Raw genomic sequence first — 22,440 nt, 5'->3', positions numbered from 1 at the left:
TTTACTTTCTGCTGCGTTTTTGTTTAATCTGCCAAGCCCATAGAGCCGCAATCGCCAGCGCGAATACCACGCCGAAGCCGACGCCGATAGCAATAACCGGCGCTCCCACCAATACCACCAGCGAGTAAAGCCCCAACATCAGTAGCATCGCGGTATTTTCACCAAGATTTTGCACGGCAATCGCATTGCCCGCGCCGACAGTCTCTTTGCCTAAATGCTGCAATAGAGCATTTAATGGCACCACGAAGAAGCCGCCGAGCACGCCAATCAGTGCCAGCAGAACATAAGCATTCAGCATGCTGTGTTGCAGGGCAAATAGCACCACCACAACGCCAATGCCGATACCCGCAGGCAGACAACGCTGCACCGTTTTCAAGGTTATCAAACGTGCTGCAGCACCGGCACCAAAGACTATTCCCACGGCGACCATCGCGTTTAGCAGAGTAGGTGTAGTGTTATCGCTAATCCCCAATGCTACCGGCACCCACAGCACCAGCAGGAATCGCAATGTCACCCCCGCTCCCCAGAACAAACTAGTGCCAACCAGAGAGAAACGCGTGTCGGCATCGGCCCACAGTGAGCGGCAGGCGTGGAAAAAGGTCGATGACATGCGGCGAGGATCCCAGGATTGCCCCGGGCGTGCCGCCGTGAGTTTGGGAATAAACACGTTGGCCGCCACGGCAGCCGCATAGGCCAGCCCGCAAATCATCAGGGCCGCCGTGATATGCCAGTCGGCCAGAGCGCCGCCCGCGACCGATCCCAGCAGGATTGCCGCGATGGTCGAGGACTCCATCAGACCGTTGGCCTTGACCAGCTTATCGCCGGAGGTGATTTCCCCGAGAATGCCGTATTTGGCCGGAGAATAGGCCGCAGCGCCAACGCCAACCAGCCCGTATCCCAGGAATGGGTTAAAGCCAAAGCAAATTACCAACGCGCCAATGAGTTTCAACCCGTTGGCAAACATCATCACCCTGCCCTTGGCAAAGCTGTCGGCAAACTGGCCAACAAATGGCGCAAGAATAATATAGGCAGCCACAAAGGCCATTTGCAGCACTGGCTGGCTCCAGTCGGGATAAAGCTGCTGTTTGATCAGAGCCAGCGTCGCGAACAGCAAGGCGTTATCACCAAAGGCGGATAAAAACTGCGCGACGATAACCGCAGTCATGCCACGGGACATCAGGGGAAACTTGCTCCCCAGGGGCTTAATCATGCTTTACTCTCCGGTTTTTCTGCCATTTCGCGCAGGGTAACAAAATCAGGTTTTCCGCTTCCGAGCAGCGGCAGCGCTTTGATAACGCGAATATCACGCGGCACGGCCAACTCTGGAATGCCCAGCTCGCGAGCACTTTTGCTGAGCTGATCGCGCGTCAGCTGCGGGTCAGTGGTGAACAACACCAGCGCTTCCCCTTTAGCATTATCACTGCGAGAAGTGGCGGCATGCTGGGCTTCTGGAGATCCGTGTTGCGCCAACAGCTCAACGTTTTCCAGCGACACCATTTCGCCGGCAAGTTTGGCAAAGCGCTTCACTCGACCGCGAATAGCGCAATAACCTTGCTCATCCAGCGTGACAATATCGCCCGTGTCATACCAGCCCGGCTCAATTTCCCCCAGCGCGTTTTCTGCCGTCGGCAGTTCAAGCTCGCCCGGATTCTCTACGCGCAAATAGCCTTTCATGATGTTAGGGCCGCGTAATTGCAGTCGACCGCCTTTATCGATCCCCGTCACCGGCATCAGGCGTGATTCCATACCCGGCAGGATTTTGCCCACGGTATTGATTTTGGTCGACATTGGCACGTTGATGGCCACCACCGGCGCGCATTCAGTCACGCCGTAACCTTCAAGAATGCGCAGGCCAAACTTGTCTTGCCAGATTTGTTTGGTACTTTCAGAAAGCTTTTCGGCACCGGCCACAACATAACGCACGCGCGCGAAATCGTACGGATGGGCAAAGCGGGCGTAGTTACCCAGGAAGGTCGAGGTGCCAAACAGCACCGTACAGTTTTGGTCGTAAACCAGCTCCGGCACGATTCGGTAGTGTAATGGGCTTGGATAAAGAAACACGCGCGCACCGGTCATCAACGGGGTAAATAAGCCCACGGTAAGGCCAAAAGCGTGGAACAGCGGCAACGCTGACATAAAGCGATCGCGCGGGGTGAAATCAGCGACCGTGCGAATTTGTTCGACGTTGGCGATAAGGCTAGCGTGTGAATGTACTACGCCCTTGGGATTGCCTTCGGAGCCTGAAGTAAACAGCACCAGCGCCGCATCATCTGGCTGTTGAAAGAGCATCGCGCGGCGCGGGAAAATGAGATGGAACAAGATCCACAGTTTGTCCTCTTTGGTCACCGTATCTTTTAGATCTTCCAGATAAACCCATTTGACTTCAGTGACCTGCTCCGGCAGGTGGGTAAGCTTGCCCTTCTCCAAAAATTGTCTCGAAGTGACGATGGTTTCAATCTGCGCCGCTTTCACCGCGCTTTTGATCCCCTTGGCTCCGGAGGTGTAGTTAAGCAATGCAGGAATACGGTTGCGCATCGAGGCACCGAAAATCGCCGCCGCGGTGATGGTAGCATTGGGCAGCAGCATGCCGACGTGCTCCCCCTCGCGGGTGAAGCGTTGCAAAATACGGCTTACGCCCAGCGATTTTTTCAACAGCCCCTGATAGCTGTCTTCTTTGAATGCGATATCGGCAATGCAGGGTTTGCGGCGGCCATAGCGAGTCTGCGCCGAAAGCAGTGCCTGATACAGTGTTTCGGGTGGGCGGGTCGCCATTCGGGCGTTCATCATGATGCCGTGCAGCTGCTGCCCTGCGAGAACACGACGGTCACGAGCGCGCGGAGCCTCTGGCATGGCCACAGTTTGCGCGGGCAGAATGTTGATTGAGATTTTCGGGAACCAGCGCAATTTGAAGCTGCCCAAAAGCCGGCTAAAAATCGTGAACTCTGCGCCATCGATGCGGATAGGGATCACCGTTGCCTGGGATTTTGCAGCAACAAAAGCCGCGCCATCATAGATTTTCATCAACGAGCCGGTCACGGTAATACGTCCTTCAGGAAATACGACTACCGGTCGCCCTTTTTCGATTTCGCGCACCAAGCGTTTAATCGCCATCGGTTTGGCAGGATCTAGCGGCACAAAGTCGATATAAGTGCTCAACCAGCGCATATACCAGCTCTCGTTAATGGTCGAGTACACGGCGAATACGGGCTTTATCGGCAGAAACAGCACCAGCAGCATGCCGTCGAGAAACGAAACGTGATTGGGGGTCAGTAACATTTTAGGATAGGTGAACTGGGCGTTTTCCGGCGTTACGCTGATGCGGAATATCACCTTAAACAAGGCGCGAAAAAATGAGTGTAACAACCGATAGAGCATCCCGTTCTCCTGTTATATGAACCTATTCGAATAAGAACAGGCAGTTAACGAGGTTAGCATAATGGGGCTTTGGTTGACGACAGGTAAGGGAGTTTAAGAAAAAAATCAGAGAAAAATCTGAGGCAAAAAAAACCTACGCATCTGCGTAGGTTGGTGCAATTTTAATCGGTTTCAACATGCAGAACATGTTGGATGATTCACCAATCAATACCTCTGGGATCACCAACATTAAAGAACACTGCCGCAATGCACTACCTTTCAATCGCAAGAGTTCTGCGCAAACTGCAACCAACTGTAAAATTACCACACTGGATGTAATATCAAGGTTCTTTAGATGTGAATAAAAAGTTAACGTCACGAATGCAGGCGAAAAAAAACCTACGCATCCGCGTAGGTTGGTGCAAGTGTAATCGGTATCAACACACAAAGTATGCTGATGATTCACCAATCAATACCTCTGGGACTGCTAATGTAGCCGCTCGGGCCAGCCAACCTCCAGCAGCCAATCGCAACATAGCTTCGCAAAGTGTAACCAGCGGTGAGATTCAAACAGCCGATACTTCTACCAGACAACTCATGGCGTTAGGCCCTTGCGTCAGGCGCGATGTGCCGATATCAAGCGTCAGAACATTCGGATTACCTGACTGCTCGGTTTCCTGCCATTTTTTGCCGAATCCCGGATTGAACCATGACCCGGTAGCCATCAGTACGACACTGCGGGTAATACCGTCATTAAAGGAAATTCCAGCCAGACAGCTACCCCGCTCATTACTGACTTTCACCACATCACCGTTTTTAAGCTGGCGCTGGGCGGCGTCTTCAGGATGCATAAACAGCGTTTCCTTACCGCCGATTTTATTGTTTTGCGCCAACGATGTTTGGTCAAGCTGACTGTGCAAACGGTCCTTCGGCTGAATAGATATCAAGTGCAGCGGCCACTTTTTCGCCGTTTGCGATCCCAGCCACTCGATCGGCGGCTGCCATTCTGGATGAGGGGCGAAATCATCATAGTGATAGTCAGCAATTTTCTGACTGTACAGCTCAATCTTGCCGCTTTGCGTGCCTAGAGGGTTAGCGCGCGGACTTTTACGGAACGAGTCAAAGAACACATAATCTTTCTCCGGTTTGGGCAACTCGATGTAGCCGCGCTCCCAAAAAGTCTCAAAATCGGGCCACTCAATGTTGGTTCCGTCCTGCGCCTGCCCGCATTGCTTATAGATGAGGCGCAGCCAGGCGTCTTCGTCGCGCCCCTGGGTGTAAGCTTCGCGATATCCCAGCCTGTCAGCCAGTTCGGCAAAAATATCGAAATCATTTCGCGCCTGATGCTGCACAGGAACAGCCTGATGCATCGCCAGCACGAATCTGTCGCGCGATGAGCCACCAATATCATTGCGCTCGAGCGATGTCGTCACTGGCAGCACAATGTCGGCCATGCGGGCCGCGGGAGTCCAGACATTGTCCTGCACGATGACCGTGTCGGGCTTTTGCCAGCCTTCGACCAGCCGATTGAGCTGCTGATGGTGATGGAACGGATTGCCGCCGGCCCAATGCACCAGATGAATGTCTGGATAAGTCTGGGTTTCCCCCTGAAACTCGTAGGATTCTCCGGGGTTAAGCAGCATATCGCTGATTCGCGCCACCGGGATCGACAGACCCGACGGGTTTGGACCCGTGCTGAGCGCAGGCCCCGGCGTATCGAAACGCGGGTTGCCGACGCCGTTCATCGAACCATGACCAAATGAAAAACCGCCGCCCGGCAGGCCGACTTGCCCTAACATTGCCGACAGCGCAATCATCATCCAGTAAGGCTGTTCCCCGCGATGGGCTCGCTGAACCGCGTAGGCACAAGTGATAAAACTGCGCACGCCAATCAGCTGGTCTGCCAGTTTCGCGATACGCGCGGCAGGCACTCCAGTGATAGCGCTGGCCCACGCAGGTGTTTTCGCTACACCGTCTTTAACACCGTTGAGATAGTCGGCCAATTGCGGATAACCCACGCAGTGACTGGCGAGAAACGCAGTATCCTGCGCCTCTTTTCTTTGGATCTCATAGCCTAACGCCAGCATCAATGCGACATCGGTATTCGGGCGGATAGGTATCCATTCGGCATTGACAAATTCAGGGCAGTCATCGCGCATCGGGCTGATATTAATTACCGGTGTGCCTTTTTTTGCCAACTGCTCCAGCGCAGGTTTCAGGGTGTGTTCCACCGCGCCGCCGGAGGCGACCTGGGCATTTTTCAACGCCAGCCCACCGAACGCCAGCAAAATATCGCAATGCTCAACCACGCTCGGCCAGGTCGTAACCCTGCCAGTAAGCGGCGTGTAGGTGCCAATCACATAAGGCAGGAAAAACTGCGCCGAACCCCAGCTGTAGTTACCCTGCTGATCGACAGCGCCGCCACCGGCGAAATAAAAACGTCGCACCAAAGAGCGGGCATGATGAAGGCGTCCGGCTGATGACCAGCCGTAAGAGCCGCTGAAAATCCCGGAGGCACCGTAGCTGTCGCGCACGCGGCGATTTTCTTCAGCCACCAAATCCAGCGCCAGATCCCAATCAACTTCAACAAAATCCTCTTTGCCGCGCAGGGTTCGGTCGCTGTTTTCGCGTTTTTGCAGCCAGGAACGACGGACTGCAGGTTTGCGAATACGCTTGTCGGAATAAACCAGTTCTGGAATAGAGGCCAGCATCGGCGAAGGGTCGGCATCCGCAGAGTAAGGTTCACACCTGACTAAGCGGCCGTCTTCAACCACGGCCGTATAGGCACCCCAGTGAGCAAGCTGCGGATAGCGTTTAATTGACATGATTCTCTTTTTTGCGATTTGATGGTTATCGCTAACAAAATAGCAATCCTGCTTGCGGTACTCAAATCACAAATCGGCATAAAAGAGTGAATAACGTCTTAACGCGCCATTTCAAAAATCTGACGAGCTTTAAGGCTTAAAATAGCCCCTTTTGCCGAGGTTTATTCGCTGTTTCAATGCGCTTGCTTGAGAAGTTGCGATCTACGTCCCTTGCAGACACCGACTTTTTCCGCAAAACTAGGCAATGTAAACGTTTACCCTCAATTCGTTGGATACTCAAAATGGCTACGATTAAGGATGTCGCAAGACTGGCGGGCGTTTCTGTCGCAACAGTTTCACGCGTGATAAATCACTCCCCCAAAGCCAGCGAAAGCTCGCGCGATGCTGTAATGAGCGCGATGCAACACTTGCAGTATCATCCCAATGCCAATGCTCGAGCACTTGCCCAGCAGGCGACCGAAACGCTGGGCCTGATCGTCTCTGACGTCTCCGATCCTTTTTTCGGTGCCATGGTAAAAGCGGTTGAACAGGTTGCCTATACCACCGGCAATTTTTTGCTGATTGGTAACGGTTACCACAACATTGATAAAGAGCGGCAGGCCATTGAGCAGCTGATCCGCCATCGCTGCGCTGCGCTGGTGGTCCACGCAAAAATGCTGCCTGAGGATGAGCTTGGCAGTCTGATGCAACAGATCCCGGGCATGGTGCTTATCAACCGAACTCTGCCGGGTTTTGAGCACCGCTGCGTGGCGCTTGACGACCGTTACGGCTCCTGGCTCGCCACTCGACACCTTATTCAGGCCGGGCATCAGCGCATCGCTATCCTGTGTTCGACCCACGATATTTCCGACGCCCGCGACCGGCTGCAAGGTTATCTTGATGCATTGAATGAGCACGGAATTCCGGTCGATGAAAGGCTGATTGTTTCTGCAGAACCCGATGAAATCGGCGGCGAGCAGGCGATTACCGAACTGCTTGGCCACGGTAAAAACTTTACCGCGGTAACTTGCTATAACGATCCGATGGCCGCTGGCGCGCTGTCAGTGCTGAGCGATAACGGCATCGATGTGCCGGGAGAAATTTCGTTGATTGGCTTCGATGATGTGCTGATCTCACGCTATCTGCGCCCAAGGCTGACCACCATTCGTTATCCGGTCATCGCTATGGCCAATCAGGCCGCGCAGCTGGCACTTGCTCTCGCCAAAGGCCAACCGCTGCCGGAAACGACCAATATGTTCAGCCCTACGCTGGTACGTCGTCACTCGGTCAGCGTACCCAACCAGTAGCTTTCTATCCCCTTGTTATTAAAAATAAATAAATTGAAAACAAGGGGAATCAAGTCACACGACAGGTTAACGCTTACGTTATACCATTTTACCCTGGAAGATCGGCACCGACTCAAACAGGTAGCCGTCAAACTCAGGAGCATCAACGTCAGAAAGCTCCATCAGAGTATTTTTGACGTTTTCCATGTGCTGCCACATCGCCTGGTAGGAGCCCATCACGTCGCGTCGGCGCAGTGCGGCAAGAATGTTTTGATGATCGGCCAACCACTTCAGGCGATAACCACGGGTAGCAATATGGCTGTGCAGCTGTTTCCATAACGGGCTAGATTCTCGATGGGCCCAGATGTTTTTAACTGAATCCAGCAGCATCTGATTTTGCGTGGCCCCGGCAATCAGCAGGTGGAACAGCTTGTCGTTATCGCCGCTTTCATCATTGGCAACAATGGCACTCTGTTCCTGCTCCAGCGTGCGGCGCAGGTTTTCAATGTCCGCTTTAGTGGCCATTTTGGCAGCAAAAGCAGCGATGTTGCTCTCAATCAGCTGTCGCGCCTGCAGGAGTTCAAAAGGCCCAATCTGCCCCTGATACAAAGAATCATCCCGCCCTTCTTCTTCCAGAGGAATGCGTACAACGTAAACGCCTGATCCCTGACGGATATCTACAATCCCTTCCAGCTCAAGCATCAGCAGTGCTTCGCGGACAATAGTACGGCTCACGCCATAAGTTTCAGCCATATTGCGCTCGGGGGGCATGCGCGAGCCAATAGCAAAATGTCCCTGTTTGATTTTTTCACGCAGATCGTGACCTATTTCCTGATACTGTTTTCTTTCCTGCGAAACCACGGCCTTGTCCACTTTCCCACCTTACCCGCGGCAACAACCGCAAATTATGCCCCGTGACAGGCCGCCCTCACGCAGAGAAGCGGCCCTCGTTGTGGCCTAGTCTACCAAACCCAGCGCCTGATCGAGTACCTTTGCACCATTTAAGGTGCCATAAGCTACAGAATCAATCACCGCGATGGGAATGTGATAGTGATCGGTAAGTTTTTTATTTTCAGCCAGTTTGAAACGAACCTGCGGGCCTAGCAGCACGGCGGTGACATCCTGCGCGTAAGCTTCCAGCTCATCACGCAGATTTTGCTCGGGAATGGCATAGATTTTATATTCTAGCCCTCGCGCCGCGGCCTCTTTCTCCATTTTGGTAACTACCAATGAGGTCGACATGCCCGCCGAGCAGGCTAATACGATACGTTTCATAGTCATTCTCCGGGTTATTTTTCTTCATCATCCAGGGTTAATGAAAGCTTGCGTTGGTCGACCAGCGCTTTAAACCAGTGCGAAGATTTCTTGCGGCGGCGCTGGCGTTGATTATCCAAATCTATTTCGATCAGCCCATAACGATTCTTGAAAGCATTCATCGGGGAAATGTTGTCGGTGAAGGCCCACAGCATGTAACCAAGGCAATTCGCGCCTTCTTCCCGCGCCTTTAAAGCCCAATAAATATGTTCGGCAATAAACTCGATACGGTAATCGTCCTGTATTTCCCCACTCGATGCCTCCCGGAAACGGCCTTCATCCTCAATACCCATGCCATTTTCCGAAATAAACCATGGCTTGTTGCCGTATTCAGTTTTCATCCGCATTGCCATGTCATAAACAATTTTTGGATAAATCTCCCATCCGCGCGACTTGTTCATACGGCGGCCTGGCAGCTCAAAATGCTCGTAATAATAAGCAGGATGGAAAGGCGTTTCTTTATTCCATTCCCGACTTGGCGCTTTTACCCGATGCGGGTAATAAAGATTAATTCCCACCTCATCGACAGTATTTTCGCGAATAATATCCAGCTCTTGCTGCGAATAAACAAAGTCAATCCGGTGTTTAGCCAGCAGATCGAGTAACTCCTGTGGATAAGCGCCCTTGATTAATGGGTCGAGAAAGACCCGGTTATAAAATAGGTCATAAAGATGCGCAGCCTGCCTGTCATGAGCGGCAGAGGAACGGGCGTAAGTTACTTCAGGATTGAGAATGACGCCAATACTGCCGTGATGGGAATATCCCTGCTCGCGGAAAAGCGCTACGACTTTAGCGGTTGCCAATACCTTGTGATGATTCCACTGCATCCATTTAGTGGTATTTTGCTCATAAGGCCAGCGAATAGCGTCGAGATAAACTCGCGTCTGCACTACAATCGGCTCGTTGAAAGTAAACCAGCGATTCACTTTGTGAGCAAAACGCGCAAAGACTTTCTCGGCATAAAGCACAAACAGTTCAACGACCTTTTTTGAACTCCAACCATCATATTTTTCAATTAGATAAGCGGGAAGTTCATAGTGTTCGAGGCACAGCATCGGCTCTATGCCAGCGCTGCGCATTTCGTCCAGCAAGCTGTCGAGGTAGCTGGCGTACTCTTCATCAACGATGCCGTTTTCATAATCGGTAAAAAATCGCGCCCAGTTGATGGAGGTGCGGTAATGGGTCAGGCCGCTGGCTTTCATCAGCGCCACGTCTTCTTTGTAACGATTGATAAAATCCGTAGCTTTGGCCGGTCCGAAGCCATTGTGCCACACGTGACGATCGTTTTTGTACCACAGGTCTAGATACGAATCCTGCCCCTGTTTTTTGCCGTCCCATCCTTCTGTTTGCCACGCTGACGCGGCGGCTCCCAGGATAAAATCTTCTGGAATATTTATCGAAACCTTACTCATGACTTACCTCCATTTTAAAGTCAGGCCGGGCGCTGTACGCCAGCAGATTGATTTTGAAGAGCTTCTTTCTGTGCCTGTTCCGCGCGACGAGAAGCGACTTTGACGAACGGCAGATAAACCCCGGTCGCTACCACAATGCACACCAACTGAGTGACCACGGCTCCCATTGAACCCGCGGTTGACAGCCAGGCGTTGATTACGGGCGGCGTAGTCCACGGCACCATCACCACCGCGCGTCCTGCAAAACCGAGGCTGGTCGCGAAATAGCCAATAGTGCCGGTAATAAGTGGTGTGATAACGAACGGAATGGCGAGAATCGGATTAAGCATGATCGGCATGCCGAAAATTACGGGTTCATTGATATTGAAGAAGCCCGGACCAAGTGAAAGCTTGGCAATTTCTTTCATCTCTTTGCGGCGAGTCGCCATCAGCACGGCCAACAATAAGCCAATGGTGCAGCCGGAGCCGCCAATACTCATATAAACGTCCCAAAAAGGCATGGTAATGATGTTGGGAATTTCTTTACCTTGTTCAAAAGCGGTCATGTTGACCATGATTGCGCCAAGCAGCAGCGGTTCGCGGATCGGTTTAATCATCTGATTGCCGTGAATACCGATCACCCAGAACAGTTGCGATACAAACATCAGCAGCAAAATACCCGGCAGGCTTTGCATTACTGATTCAAGCGGGCGTTGAATTACCTGATACACGGCGTCGTAAAGATAAATACCCGTCAGACGATGGAAGACAAACCCAAAAGTCGCCACTACTATCACGGTAATAATGGCCGGAATCAGCGCAGAGAATGAGGCAGAAACGTTAGGCGGTACGCTTTCTGGCATTTTGATGCGCAGCCGGTCAAAAGACTCAAGCTTGGAATAGACTTCGACGGCGAGGATGGCAATAAACATTCCCAGGAACAGACTTTTAGTATCAGAGAACTGTTTTGCCATAACGTCTTTCACCTCCTGCATATGTCCGTTAACCATCATATCCAGCGTGGTTGGCGTGACAGAAATAAAGCAGATGACCGCCAGCAATCCTGGAAATAATGAGCGTGAGCCGTTTATTTTTCCGAGTTCAATACCAATCAGAAATACGGCACCGATAGTCAGAAAACTCAGCGTGGCGTAATTAATACTGGTCATGATCGGTTTCAGTGTGGCGAGAAACGAGAACATCTCGAAATGCGCCAGACCGTTTTTCGGGTCCATCACCATATTCGAAATAAGCACTGAAAATGCACCGACAATAATCACCGGCATCAGTGTGATAAAAGAGGCCTTAATCGCCATAATATATCGCAGGCTATTAAAGGTGTTGGCAAAGCCCCCCAGAGAATCAATAAAACGGTCTTTATAAGACATGACAGCACCTCTGCGAATTGCATGGTTGTGTTTTTACACTCATTGGTATGCCAAAAAATAGCGTAACTGAGCTTTATTTCTGTGATCTCATTCTCAGAAGCAAATATTGGAATTCCAATATGATGAATTACGCCAATTTTGGTATGCCAATATGGATTTATCTATGACTTTTGACCTTGAACAGACCAGTCTTGAACAAACGATCATGGAACTGCTGATCAATTCAGGAGAAGCTCGATCCTGTGCCATGATGGCGATTCAAAGCGCTCGCCAGCAAAATTGGCAGGAAGCACAGCGGCAATTAGAGGCGTCACAAACTGCGGCCCGCGAGGCTCACAAGATTCAAACGCTGTTGATTGGGCTTGACGAAGGGAGTGGGAAAATCCCGATGACGCTGATTATGGTGCACGCACAGGATCACTTAATGACCGCAATGCTGTGTCGCGATCTGGCAGAGGAAATTGTGCTACTGCGGCAAGAGATGTTCGCCAAAAATATCTCGGTGTAAAAGTAATAAAAAAGCCGTGGCGTTTATCACGACACGGCTTTTCCAACTCATTGATAGGTTAGATGAGTTCTAACGCCAGCAGCTCTTCAATGGTCTGACGGCGGCGGATAAGACGCGGAACGCCATTCTCAAACAGCACTTCCGGGATCAGCGGACGGCTGTTGTAGTTTGATGACATTGAAGCGCCATAAGCGCCGGTGTCGTGGAAAACCAGATAATCGCCGATGTTTGCCTCAGGCAGATGGCGAGTCTCAACGCCGCCTCCAGCCTGCTGGGTAAACACATCACCGGATTCACATAGCGGCCCGGCAATCACCGATTCGCGCAGCGGCTGCTGGCTAAGGTCACGCCCATCAACAGGCAGCACGGAAATATGGTGATAGCTACCGTACATCGACGGACGCATCAAATCATTGAAACCGGCATCGACCAGCACGTAATGACGGCTGCCCATCGCTTTGGCAGCGCGAATTTGCGCCACCAGCACGCCAGATTCTGCTACCAGGAAACGACCCGGTTCAATCTCAAGGCTGACCGGATGCCCAAGATGTGCGGCAATCTGCTCACGAGCACGGTTCCACAAACCATAATAATGGCCGGTGTCGATTGACTCACCGCCAAACTGGTAAGGGATTGACAGGCCGCCACCGGCAGAAATCGCTTCAATATCATGGCCCAATTCAATAACCTGCCGCACCATGGTATCGCACACCTGCTCGAGATGCTGGTAGTCAACGCCAGACCCGATGTGCATATGAATGCCCACCAGCTTGAGTTGATAAGTACGAATTTTTTCCAGCGCCTGCGGCAGATCGCCAAACCAGATACCGTGCTTGCTGTTTTCACCGCCAGTATTGGTTTTTTGACTGTGGCCGTGACCAAAACCGGGGTTAACGCGCAACCAAATCGGATGTCCAGGTTTCTGCTGACCAATCTGCTCCAGCATATCAATGGAACCCGCATTGACCGGGATTGATAATTCCGTGACACGATCCAGCGTCGCCTGATCCAGCAGATCGGCGGTAAACACTATTTCACTGTGCTCTCCCGACTGATAGCCCGGCTTAAAACCGGCTGCCAGCGCGCGCTCGATTTCGCCTAAGGAAACTGAGTCCACTTTTACACCCTGCTCGCGCATCAGGCGCAGTATATGAATATTGGAGCTGGCTTTCTGGGCAAAACGGATCACGTCAAACTGGCGCAACTGATTGATACGTTGCTCAATAACCTGTGCATCATAGGCCCAAACCGGGCAGCCAAATTCTTTAACCACTGCCAGCAAATTATCAGCGTTGAGGGCGTTTTCTTTATTCAGCAGATCAAAAGGCATCACGTTCTCCGGCGGGAGCCACGCTGTTTCAGCGCCACTCTCGATATTAAGGGTTTCTAACAATCTGGCTTGATTATGCCGCAGCGCTTTTCGGGATTAAAATATCTATTTAGCGATAGTCTATTCATTTATGATATAGCTTATCCCAATCGAGGAGATAGAAAATGCCTGCCCTGTCACTGCGCCATATCGAAATATTTCACGCTGTAATGACTACCGGCAACCTGACGGAGGCCGCAGCGTTATTGCAAACGTCTCAGCCAACGGTCAGTCGCGAACTGGCGCGCTGTGAAAAGCTGCTGAATCTACAGCTTTTTGAACGGCGGCGTGGGCGGTTATTCCCCACTGCGCAAGGGCTGCGGCTGTTCGAAGAAGTGCAGCGTTCCTACTATGGCCTTGATAGAATTATCAATGCTGCCGCGGGTATCCGCCAGTTCGAACAGGCGCAGCTGTCGATAGTTTGCCTGCCGGTGTTTAGCCAGTCGCTGCTGCCCGCTGTCTGCCAGATTTTTTTGCAGCAGCATCCACAAGCCAGCTTTAATATCGTGCCGCAGGAGTCGCCGCTGCTGGAGGAGTGGTTATCGGCGCAGCGTCATGATTTAGGGATCACTGAAAACTCGCACACTCCGGCGGGCACCGAACGGCAAACGTTGTTGACGCTCAATGAAGTCTGCGTTTTACCGGTGGGTCACCCTTTGGCAGAGAAAGCGATTATCACGCCGCAGGACTTTAGCGATTTGAACTATATCAGCCTGTCGGCTACTGATAATTATCGTCAGTTGTTGGATGCGCTGTTTAGTGAACACAACATTTCGCGCCGCATGGTGATGGAAACTCACAGCGCTGCCTCGGTGTGTAGCATGGTCGCGCAGGGGATTGGTGTATCGATCGTTAATCCGCTTACCGCGCTGGAATACGCGCAAGAAGGTTCGAAAGGCGCCGGGCGAATCGTTGTCAGGCGGTTCAGCGAAAATGTGCCTTTTACCGTAAGCCTGATCCGACCGCTGCATCGCCCGGCCTCGGCGCTGGTTGACGCCTTTATTAACCACTGTCACCAGCAGGCCGAGCATTTTCCTGTTCGCCTGGCCGAAGCGCTTGGAGAATAGAGGGCAAAAGCCCCATCAACGAAAACAAAGCGCAACCCTCCATGATCAGTAATCTTCAACCTTCACGTACTGCCCTGTGGCCTGAACGTTTTCCCCAAACCCGCAGTCTCCGGTGGTTTTCAGGCTCAGGCTCTGCCCGGCAAAGCTCATGGCGACTGTGCAGTCGGAGCCTGCAGCGCTGACATCATTAATCGAGTTATAAAGTGCCTGATGATGTTTAATCGCTGTCATGGTAGAGAAATCCCCGGTATTAGGACCGTAGTACAGCGACATCGTGCCCATAAACATTCCCCGAAATTGAATAACATACTGACTCTCTTCAGGTTTTACCTCGACAGTGTTCCAGCTCCCCTGCCCGGCATACTGCCAGTAAAGTCCGGCAGGATCTTCTGTGATCGGTTTGGCGAGCAGCTTATTTTCAACTTTTTTGAAGTTGAATTGGGTCTTTCTGTCCTGCGGTGCCAGACTTAACCAGGCTTTGGCTTTGCCATATTGGCCCAGATGTAGATAGGTCAGCGCAATATTGTTATAAGCAGTAGACGTCTCGCTTGCAGGCAAGTGGCAAAATTCGCTCCAGGCAACCTGATTGCGAAACAGGTTTTGCGCCTTGGTGTAATCACCCTGTTGGTAGGCCACCTTGCCTGCCGAAGCATAAATACCTGTCTTCAGGCAGTCAGTTTTAATATCGGGCTCATCAATCTTTGCCCAAACGTTAAAGCACATAAACCAGCCTGCCAAAAAGCATGCAGGCAACCAAAATTTCATTGATCTCCCCTTTGTATTGCTAACTTACTCACTGTGGCAAAGGTATAGAACTGTGGCGGACGAAAAACATCCTTACAAGTAGGGCATTGCCCTCTCGCACACTGTCACTCATTCTGGGATGATTAGGAACCACCACTTATTAATATTTTATATGGCTATTTATGACTAAAAAACCTGGGAAAACGGCACGGTGGCGTGCAGTCTGGCAGCTGATTAAGCCCTATTGGCACTCTGAAGAGAAGTGGAAGGCCTGGGGCATGTTGGCAGCAATCATCATTCTTTCGTTGGGATCTGTCTACCTTAGCGTGCAGTTTAACGAATGGAACCGCGTTTTCTACGACGCACTGCAAAACAAAAACTTCCCGATCTTCAAGCAACAGCTGTTTAAATTTACCTGGCTGGCTCTGATATTTATTGTCGTATCCATTTACAAGGTTTACCTGACGCAAGGTTTAGAAATGAACTGGCGTCGCTGGATGACCAACCAATACATGGATAGATGGCTTCATAATCACGCTTATTACTATACCGAGCATCAGCATCAGGTTGATAACCCCGATCAGCGTATTGCCTCCGACCTAAGCGCGTTGACCTCGGGCACTTTGTCGCTGTCTCTCGGCCTGCTTTCGAGCCTGGTCACGCTGTTTTCGTTTGTCACTATCCTGTGGTCGGTCAGCGGGCCAATCAGCTTTATGCTCGGCTCGCACAACATAACCATTCATGGTTACATGCTGTGGTTTGCACTGCTTTATGCGCTGGTAGGGTCGGTTATTGTCGGCTTGATTGGCCGTCCGTTGGTTAAACTAAGCTTTAACCAGGAATGGTTCGAGGCAAACTTCCGTTTCGGTCTGATTCGTATCCGTGAAAACAGTGATGCCATCGCGCTGTATCACGGTGAAAAAAGTGAGAAAAAACAGCTGACCGATAACTTTGAAGCGATCAAGTCTAACTGGTGGTCCTCGATGCGCGTCACTCGACGCCTGAACTTTGCCAGCTCGTTCTACGGTCAGTTTGCGATTATTTTCCCGATCCTGGTTGCTGCCCCGCGCTATTTCTCAGGTGCTATTCAGATGGGTCTGCTGATGCAGATTTCCTCCGCATTCGGGCAGGTACAGGATTCCCTTTCCTGGTTTATCAATGCATTCAACGATCTGGCTAGCTGGAAGGCCTGTGTTAACCGTCTTGCCGGTTTTAATGCTGCCATCGATCAGGTTAACGCCCAACCGCGCAATATCTCTCTGGGTCACGCAAAAGGCAGTGATTTGCAGTTAGATAATCTGACTTTGAACCTGCCGAATGGCAACCCGCTGTTCTCATCGGTTTCTGCTTCACTGGCGACCGGTGAGCGCGTACTGGTGGCCGGGCCTTCAGGCTGTGGCAAATCTACGCTGCTGCGGGCAATTGCAGGAGTATGGCCTTACGGCTCTGGCGAGATTAATACCGCCGAGAACAAGAAACAGCTTTTCTTGCCTCAGCGCAGTTATATTCCCATTGGCTCACTGCGCGAAGCTTTGACTTATCCAGAGGAGACCAGCCTGGAATACACTGACGAGCGGCTTTGCGAGGTGCTGGAATGGTGTAATCTCAGCTATCTGCAACCGGGGCTGGATCAGTACGCTAACTGGAGTCAGCGCCTGTCTCCGGGTGAACAGCAGAGGCTGGCATTTGCCCGCGCGATGCTGATTAAGCCTGAGATTTTGTATCTCGATGAAGCGACAAGCGCGCTTGACGATGATACCGAGCAGCGAATGTATTCCCTGTTATTGGAAAAACTGCCGAATACCACCGTGCTCAGCGTCGCCCACCGCAACAGCGTGGCCAAATATCACCAGCATTGCTGGCGTTTTAGAGTTCAGGATGATGGCCAGTGCAATATGACGGCGTCAAACTTGCATCCAGAACTGGTAGTAAATAAGTAATTGTTAAGCCCTCCTTTGATTAAGGGAGGGCTTTCTCTCTGTAGATTCTCTTCTTTTTAGTCACACTATTCTTCTCGACGATAATCCGTTGCGCTGTCTCATACGACGAAAATCCTGTTGCAGCTTATCGAACAGTTTGATGCTTTTGAGTTCATCTTTATCATCGAATGGCGCTGTTTCTATTTTTAGCGGAGCCGTTTGCTCGCGGCTTACTTCAATGATTTTATTCGTCCACGGAATTTTTGCTTTAGATTTTAGGTACTGATTAAAAACAACGGAAAACTCCTTTAACCCAGGTTCAGGGACAGCTTCCGGCTCTAATTTTTGAAGTTTTGAAAGATGAGCAGGCTTGGGCGGAACCGGAGGCTTACTCACCACCGGCGGCTTCTCAGGCACAGGCTCGCTGATTTTTGCTGATCTTGAACTTTCGTATTTCCCCACATTATCAATATCTTTATAAAAATCGACCAACCCTTTAAAACTAACCTTTTTTTGCCCATAAGGCGTTGCGGCTTTAACGGCTGGAGGATTGATCATATTTAACCGGCTAATTTTATAGCCATGCAAAGGCTTTTTTGGCTCGGCTTTACCTCCATCAGTAGACTCTTTAATCAATGGCTGGGTCTGGATTCTGGGCGTTATATTTTCCTGAGGAATCACAGCATCAGTTTGCGTTTGCTTATCCGCGAACTCTTTTACCGTTAATGTTCGCCAACTTGATGAGCCGTTATCCCCGAAACTATTCTGGACCTCATCAATATCAGCATATAACGCCTCATATCTAGCTCGTGTATTATTTAATAGCTTCATATAATCTTTATTAAAAGATATCTCCTCCTGAGGTATATTTCTTACTGTAGTCATTGCCTGGCAAAAATTCGATGATTGCAAGGTGGCTTTGACTTGCTGATACGGCGTTACGTTTACTTGGTTGTTTAATGGCGTGTTCTTATATATTCTCAAAAGGTTGCCCTCCCTGGCATAGTCAAAAATCATAGAATCATTGATTTGTTATTCAATATGTTTACGAGAAGCTAAATCAGCATTAGCTTCTAATGCAAGTTTTGTATAGAGCGAGCTCTGTCCGTGGTTATTTATTCTTTCGGCCGGATCTTTTTTATTAAAATCCACTGAAAGCACGGGTGATCTTACTACTCCGTCCCAGATGTTAAATTGGCCCTGTGGCTGCCTAAAAACCATGCTACTTTCAAGTTCAGCCGGGGTCATTTCTTTCCTCATCCAGGAAAACTTATCGCCGCCCAAAGATTTTTTCTCATATTTATCAAGAATAGAACCGGTAGGCGAGTTTGGCGTTAGTGCTTCTTTAATGCTCACTTCCTCCCCGGCGCTTTTATTCTTGCCAATAGGGCCAAACTTGGCGTAGACACTGCTGATAATTTTAAAATTTTCTTTCCCCACCTGCTCTTCAGGTTTTATTTTACCTCGAGAAATAGCATCTAAATTTAATTTACCTACAGCAAGACCTATAACACTACTTTTCTGATATGACTTTAGAAAGTTTGTGACTATTTTCTTCTCCGTGTTGAGGTGATTTATTTCACTGGCAAAATTTGACGTTATTTTCTTGGCAGAGTTTTTCAGTAATTCAATTAAATGATTGGTTCTAGGGGAGATATTTGCTTTCTGAATAAACTCTGCTCCTATTCTTTGGGAGGCAAAGCTTAATTGGCTAATTGACATGGTAATTCCCTCGGCAGTTTGGGTCTGAAATGTTTTGACGTCCAGACATTACCTCCCTGCTGGCAATATGAACAGTCAGAAAACGCTCATTTAAAAAAACGAGCGTTTTCTATAAGACTTTATTAATAGAACCTTTAACTGGCTAGCTTAACTTTTACATCATTGGCTATTTTTTCCACCTGCGGACCATAAATCACATGGACATCTGTCTCGGTTACTCGTTTCACGCCCATAGCTCCGGTTGTCATCAGCGTTTTATCCACTACCTGCGACATGTCTACGACTTTTACTCTCAATCGCGTAAAACAGCAGTCGACGCTGGAAATATTACCCTCTCCCCCTAATCCTTTAATTATATTGGTCGTCTTTTCACTCGCGGAAGATGTTGCTGCAGAGGTTGAAGCAGGACCCACCGCCGAGGTTCCACGCAGGTCTTCGCTTTCGGCATCATCTTCACGGCCAGGCGTTTTGATCTGCATTCTGGTAATTACCCAACGGAAAGAAAAATAGTAAAGCGGTGCGTAAACGATCCCCAGAATCAGTGGATACCACCAATGCGTTTTGCTCCCGCCAAGAATCCCAAAAATCACCCAGTCAATTGCCCCGCCCTGCACATTACCAATCATCACGTGCAGTGATTGCATCAGTACAAAGGAAATACCCGTCAATACGGCGTGCAAAATGTAGAGCACCGGCGAGATAAAGATAAAACAGAATTCCAGCGGTTCTGTGATGCCAGTGGTGAATGAGGCTAGCGCCCCTGCCAGCATCAGCGCCTTTACGCGCTCTTTATGCTCAGGTTTGGCGGTGTGGTACATCGCCAATGCCGCAGCAGGAAGGCCAAACATCATGACCGGGATTTTCCCCTGTGCCAGAAAACGGGTTGCCTCCCGCGTGACGTCATCGCTCACAGCTCCGGGATTAGCCAGCGAGGCGTTGAAAATATTCAGCGCGCCCACCACGCTTTGGTGGTCCACAGTCGCCACGCCGCCCAGCGGTGTAAAACGCACGGTTTCATTAATAATGTGATGTAGCCCGGTGGGAATAAGCAGCCGTTCAGAAGTCGCGTAAATAAATGTGCCGACTTCTCCTGTTCGGCCAATCAGCTCACCCACCCACTGAATCCCCAGCGCTACGGTCGGCCAGACGAGAGAAACCAAAACGCCAACAATCGGCAGCACCACTACGGTAATAATCGGCACAAAACGGCGGCCACCAAAAAACGCCACTGCGGTAGGCAAAACGATCGTGTAAAAGCGGTTATGCAGGAACATGGTAATTAGCCCGACCAGCACCCCGCCGAGGACACTCATGTTGTAGGTAAAAATCCCCAGCGTGTTGGTGAACTCAGAGGCAAAGATCATCGCGTCGCTGGACGACATGCCCTGCGCAGTAAGATGCTGAACCGACGTGGTCGCCGGAGTAATGTTTTGCGCCAGCAGGCTGTAATTAATCCCGACATGCAGCCCGACGAAACCAATCACTGCGGAAAAGGCAGCGGTTGCCTTCTCTGCATTGGCCAGTCCCATTGCCGTAGCCACGGCGAAAAATATCGGTAGATTGGCAAAAAGTGCGCTCGACACCTGACGAATAAAGCCGATGACCAGCTGCAAAGCCCTCAAATGGGTAAATGTATCGCCAGTGACATTGGGGTTTTGTAAAGCCGATGCCAACCCAAGAAAGATCCCCGCTGCGGCAATAACCGAGATGGGTGTCATCAGTGCCTTGCCTAAGTCATGGATTTTGCTTCCTAATTTCAACATGTGCTTTCCCTCGGAGTTCGTTGCTTAAAAAGCGTTCACTATTGAGTAAAGTCACACAATGAATTGCTGTATAGACCTGTAGGCCAGGACTATGAAAGAGATCACAGTTTGTTAACATTTAGAAAGCAGAGTATAGTGTAGCAGTTAGTGCTATCTGCTTAGGGAAAGTAGGGGTTTTGCAGAAGGTTTGGGCGAAAAAAAGCCCACATCGGACAGTGGGCATCAGGGTTGCGATATACCGATTTTTATAAACCGGTTGCAACAATGCAAATGTGAGAACTGCTCGCTCTCAAGGAGTACGTTAACGGCATTTATCGGATAACAGCAGTCATTTCTGGTAAGGCCACTGTTAAAAAGTATTTCTTACTTTGATCGGGATCATACTTTTATGAATTCCTGCAAAACCTGAAAAGCAGAATATCCTTCTGCTTTATGCTGATAAAATAGTTTTGTATGTGACTATTTTTCGCCCTTGGGTTTTAAAAGTTCTAAAATTTGATAGCTATTCACAAAATTCATTATCAGATTTGACTTTTCTTGTCACGAAACATTGAAATATTTAGACATATCTAACAACCAAATACTTACAGAGTGAATTGACCGCCTCTCGTATAGTGGGGGACTTATTGAGAATGATTGTTCTCAACCCCCCTAAGAGAGTGAATTCTATGCGCCTGAAGGTTCTTTCTGTCAGTACTGTGCTACTGCTTTCCGCTTGTGATGGGTCCAGTTCGGCCCCGCAAGCAGCTGCCCAAGCTCCAGCTGTTGAATACGTCACCCTGCAATCAAAACCAGTTACCTTGACGACTAGTCTGCCAGGCCGTACCGATGCGGTAAAAACTGCAGAAGTTCGTCCTCAGGTCAGCGGCGTGATTTTGAAACGTACCTTTGTTGAAGGTGGTGAAGTCAAGGCTGGTCAACAGCTTTATCAAATCGATCCTGCAACTTATCAGGCAGCTTATGATAAAGCACTTGCCACCTACAAAAGCGCAGCGGCAACCTCTACTCGCTACAAAGGTCTGGTTTCCTCCAACGCCGTCAGCCGCCAGGTTTATGACGATGCTGTAGCATCGACCGGCGAAGCAGCTGCCGATCTGGAAACAGCCCGCGTCAACCTGCAATACACCAAGGTTTATGCACCAATTTCTGGCCACATTAGCCGCTCCACCGTGACAGAAGGTGCATTGGTCACCAACGGTCAGACTACTGACCTGGCAACCATCACTCAGCTGAATCCTATCTATGTTGACGTCAGCGAATCATCCACTGATTTGCTAAAACTGCGTCGCGCTCTGGCTGAAGGCAAAGTCGCTTCCGCCGGTGAAAATGCGGCCAAAGTTCAACTGACTCTGGAAGACGGTAGCCAATACAGCCTGCCGGGTAAACTGGAATTCTCCGAAGTGACCGTAGATGAAGGTACAGGTTCTGTTACGCTGCGTGCCTCGTTCCCCAACCCGAATGATGAGCTGTTGCCAGGGATGTTCGTTCACGCAACCCTGAGTCAGGCTGTTGATCAGAATGGTATTCTGGCTCCTCAGGAAGCCATCATGCATAACAACAAAGGCAAACCTTATGTCTATATTGTTAATGCAGATAACACCGTTGAAGAACGTGACATCAGCACTGGCCCAATGATTTCTGGTGACTGGCTGGTCACTTCCGGCTTGAATGCCGGCGATAAAGTCATTACTGACGGACTGCAAAACGTACACCCTGGCGCCAAAGTTAACGGCAGCGAACGTAAAGAAGCAGCCCCGAAAGTGGACGCAAATCTGTCAATGACTGATCCATCCGCGCAATAGAGGAACACA

The 22,440-nt window shown here is 50.3% G+C and carries 17 protein-coding genes; 5 read left to right on the top strand and 12 right to left on the bottom strand.

Annotated features, from left to right (window positions below):
• Nucleotide 1: 1 nt before the first annotated feature.
• The 3 genes from lplT to AB3G37_RS04410 all read right to left on the bottom strand — a co-directional run bounded on the left by lplT (nt 2) and on the right by AB3G37_RS04410 (nt 6,179).
• On the bottom strand, nt 2-1,210 hold the full coding sequence (gene lplT / locus AB3G37_RS04420; protein ID WP_369789833.1) for a lysophospholipid transporter LplT: 1,209 nt from the start codon (nt 1,208-1,210) through the stop codon (nt 2-4).
• Nucleotides 1,207-3,375 carry a bifunctional acyl-ACP--phospholipid O-acyltransferase/long-chain-fatty-acid--ACP ligase gene (gene aas / locus AB3G37_RS04415; protein WP_369789832.1) on the bottom strand — a complete coding sequence of 723 codons (2,169 nt, stop codon included), beginning with the start codon at nt 3,373-3,375 and terminating at the stop codon, nt 1,207-1,209. Before aas ends, lplT begins: the two co-directional genes overlap by 4 nt.
• Before the next feature lie 545 nt (nt 3,376-3,920).
• On the bottom strand, nt 3,921-6,179 hold the full coding sequence (locus tag AB3G37_RS04410) for a molybdopterin-dependent oxidoreductase (protein ID WP_369789831.1): 2,259 nt from the start codon (nt 6,177-6,179) through the stop codon (nt 3,921-3,923).
• 281 nt (nt 6,180-6,460) lie between these two features.
• Here AB3G37_RS04410 and galR point away from each other — a divergent pair, with 281 nt between their 5' ends.
• The gene (gene galR / locus AB3G37_RS04405) at nt 6,461-7,465 is read left to right on the top strand and encodes an HTH-type transcriptional regulator GalR (protein WP_009637081.1); all 1,005 of its coding nucleotides are present in this window, start codon (nt 6,461-6,463) and stop codon (nt 7,463-7,465) included.
• Between the two features lie 78 nt (nt 7,466-7,543).
• Here galR and AB3G37_RS04400 read toward each other — a convergent pair whose 3' ends face one another.
• The 4 genes from AB3G37_RS04400 to AB3G37_RS04385 form a co-directional block, all read right to left on the bottom strand.
• Nucleotides 7,544-8,317: an FCD domain-containing protein gene (locus AB3G37_RS04400; protein WP_369789830.1), complete on the bottom strand. Its 774-nt coding sequence runs from the start codon at nt 8,315-8,317 to the stop codon at nt 7,544-7,546.
• 84 nt (nt 8,318-8,401) lie between these two features.
• Nucleotides 8,402-8,719, bottom strand: coding sequence for a PTS sugar transporter subunit IIB (locus tag AB3G37_RS04395; RefSeq protein ID WP_009637083.1), 318 nt, complete (start codon nt 8,717-8,719; stop codon nt 8,402-8,404).
• Between the two features lie 14 nt (nt 8,720-8,733).
• Entirely contained in the window at nt 8,734-10,170 is a 1,437-nt protein-coding gene (locus AB3G37_RS04390; protein ID WP_369789829.1) for a glycoside hydrolase family 1 protein, read from the bottom strand.
• 20 nt (nt 10,171-10,190) lie between these two features.
• Nucleotides 10,191-11,537: a PTS sugar transporter subunit IIC gene (locus tag AB3G37_RS04385; RefSeq protein ID WP_369789828.1), complete on the bottom strand. Its 1,347-nt coding sequence runs from the start codon at nt 11,535-11,537 to the stop codon at nt 10,191-10,193.
• Nucleotides 11,538-11,700: 163 nt separating this feature from the next.
• Here AB3G37_RS04385 and AB3G37_RS04380 point away from each other — a divergent pair, with 163 nt between their 5' ends.
• A complete protein-coding gene (locus tag AB3G37_RS04380) occupies nt 11,701-12,045 on the top strand; it encodes a PTS lactose/cellobiose transporter subunit IIA (protein ID WP_009637086.1) in 345 nt (114 codons plus the stop codon).
• Nucleotides 12,046-12,103: 58 nt separating this feature from the next.
• Here AB3G37_RS04380 and lysA read toward each other — a convergent pair whose 3' ends face one another.
• Entirely contained in the window at nt 12,104-13,375 is a 1,272-nt protein-coding gene (lysA, locus tag AB3G37_RS04375) for a diaminopimelate decarboxylase (protein WP_369789827.1), read from the bottom strand.
• Between the two features lie 164 nt (nt 13,376-13,539).
• Between lysA and AB3G37_RS04370 the strand changes: the two genes are divergently transcribed.
• The gene (locus AB3G37_RS04370; RefSeq protein WP_369789826.1) at nt 13,540-14,481 is read left to right on the top strand and encodes a LysR family transcriptional regulator; all 942 of its coding nucleotides are present in this window, start codon (nt 13,540-13,542) and stop codon (nt 14,479-14,481) included.
• Between the two features lie 45 nt (nt 14,482-14,526).
• Here the strand turns inward: AB3G37_RS04370 and AB3G37_RS04365 are convergent, their stop codons facing one another.
• Nucleotides 14,527-15,246, bottom strand: a complete 720-nt coding sequence (locus AB3G37_RS04365) for a tetratricopeptide repeat protein (RefSeq protein ID WP_369789825.1) — start codon at nt 15,244-15,246, stop codon at nt 14,527-14,529.
• Nucleotides 15,247-15,407: 161 nt separating this feature from the next.
• Between AB3G37_RS04365 and AB3G37_RS04360 the strand changes: the two genes are divergently transcribed.
• Entirely contained in the window at nt 15,408-17,165 is a 1,758-nt protein-coding gene (locus tag AB3G37_RS04360; RefSeq protein ID WP_009637090.1) for an ABC transporter ATP-binding protein/permease, read from the top strand.
• 60 nt (nt 17,166-17,225) lie between these two features.
• Here AB3G37_RS04360 and AB3G37_RS04355 read toward each other — a convergent pair whose 3' ends face one another.
• The 3 genes from AB3G37_RS04355 to AB3G37_RS04345 all read right to left on the bottom strand — a co-directional run bounded on the left by AB3G37_RS04355 (nt 17,226) and on the right by AB3G37_RS04345 (nt 20,629).
• Nucleotides 17,226-18,161 (bottom strand): hypothetical protein, encoded by a 936-nt coding sequence (locus tag AB3G37_RS04355; RefSeq protein ID WP_369789824.1) that lies wholly within the window; start codon nt 18,159-18,161, stop codon nt 17,226-17,228.
• Between the two features lie 15 nt (nt 18,162-18,176).
• Nucleotides 18,177-18,866, bottom strand: coding sequence for a hypothetical protein (locus tag AB3G37_RS04350; RefSeq protein ID WP_369789823.1), 690 nt, complete (start codon nt 18,864-18,866; stop codon nt 18,177-18,179).
• Nucleotides 18,867-19,000: 134 nt separating this feature from the next.
• Nucleotides 19,001-20,629: a PTS transporter subunit EIIC gene (locus tag AB3G37_RS04345; protein ID WP_369789822.1), complete on the bottom strand. Its 1,629-nt coding sequence runs from the start codon at nt 20,627-20,629 to the stop codon at nt 19,001-19,003.
• A 668-nt stretch (nt 20,630-21,297) separates the two neighbouring features.
• Between AB3G37_RS04345 and AB3G37_RS04340 the strand changes: the two genes are divergently transcribed.
• Complete coding sequence (locus AB3G37_RS04340; RefSeq protein WP_369789821.1) at nt 21,298-22,431, top strand: efflux RND transporter periplasmic adaptor subunit; 1,134 nt, start codon at nt 21,298-21,300, stop codon at nt 22,429-22,431.
• Nucleotides 22,432-22,440 lie beyond the last annotated feature (9 nt).

Source organism: Rouxiella sp. WC2420 (assembly GCF_041200025.1).
Lineage (GTDB): Bacteria > Pseudomonadota > Gammaproteobacteria > Enterobacterales > Enterobacteriaceae > Rouxiella.
Note: the sequence above shows the minus strand (reverse complement) of the source record. Positions and strands in the feature narration are given on the sequence as shown.